This is a genomic window from Paenibacillus sp. P4_A9, assembly GCF_056402415.1.
The window spans coordinates 1-832 of the sequence record NZ_JBFUHL010000231.1 but is presented as its reverse complement, the minus strand read 5'-3'; the positions used below and the strand labels follow the sequence as shown (position 1 = coordinate 832).

Sequence of the window (832 nt, the reverse complement as noted above, 5' to 3'; positions counted from 1 at the left end):
GCTGCCAAACAAATAGTGGAGGGGAGCTAAAATGATTGAGAAGGATCCTAATAGTTTCATTGTAGGAAATGCTGAAAATAGGGGTAACGGTATCTGGATCATAGGAGGACGTGCTTGTGAAGATATTAGTATTGGAGATATTTTAAGTGATAATAAAAATAATGAGAGCCAAGTAATCATGAAAGTACAAGCAATAGTAGCTTACGGAAAGCAGTTGGATGTCATTTGTACAATGACGTCGGGTTGGTTGTTTGTAGTTGGTGATAATCTAGATAAGCTTAAGTCCGCAAAATATTTGCATAAAATATAATGTTCAACGGGTGGCTGGCGAATTATTAAACTAACGGAAAACTATAGTTGAGGGGGCTGCTTTGTGGCAGCTCCTCTTGTTTATTAAGTAACTGGCAGGATAGTTTACTCCTTAGCCGAATATTCTAAATATTGAATTATTGTGGAGGTGGAAATCGTTAAATATAAGAAAACGATAAATTACATTCAAATAATCGTATTTATTGGATTGGTCAGTGTTATTTTTGTACTCATAAATCAACAATCCCATAAAGAAAATACAAACAAAAACAAGTCAATCATTATTAACTTTGATCAAGTGGATTTGAACCGTGTAGATGAAATGATGAATAGATTTAATGAAGGTAAAGGGGATAACTTAATGATTGTTTCTCCTACAGTGGAAGGCAGTCCAATTATTCATGACGTAAATTCAAATGGTAGGGAAATACATTGGATAGTTGATAACACAAGAGACGCATGGAGTGACCAAGGCAAGACAGAATATGTCTGTAAATCAATTCGAATGAATGAAAGGGACAAC

At 34.9% G+C, this 832-nt stretch carries 2 protein-coding genes; both read left to right on the top strand.

What is annotated here, in order from left to right; genetic code table 11:
* Window positions 1-31: 31 nt before the first annotated feature.
* A complete protein-coding gene (locus AC1DVJ_RS31175) occupies window positions 32-310 on the top strand; it encodes a hypothetical protein (RefSeq protein ID WP_477596839.1) in 279 nt (92 codons plus the stop codon).
* Between the two features lie 147 nt (window positions 311-457).
* Window positions 458-832: DUF4362 domain-containing protein (locus AC1DVJ_RS31170; RefSeq protein WP_477596837.1), on the top strand; the 375-nt coding region annotated here is incomplete at its 3' end.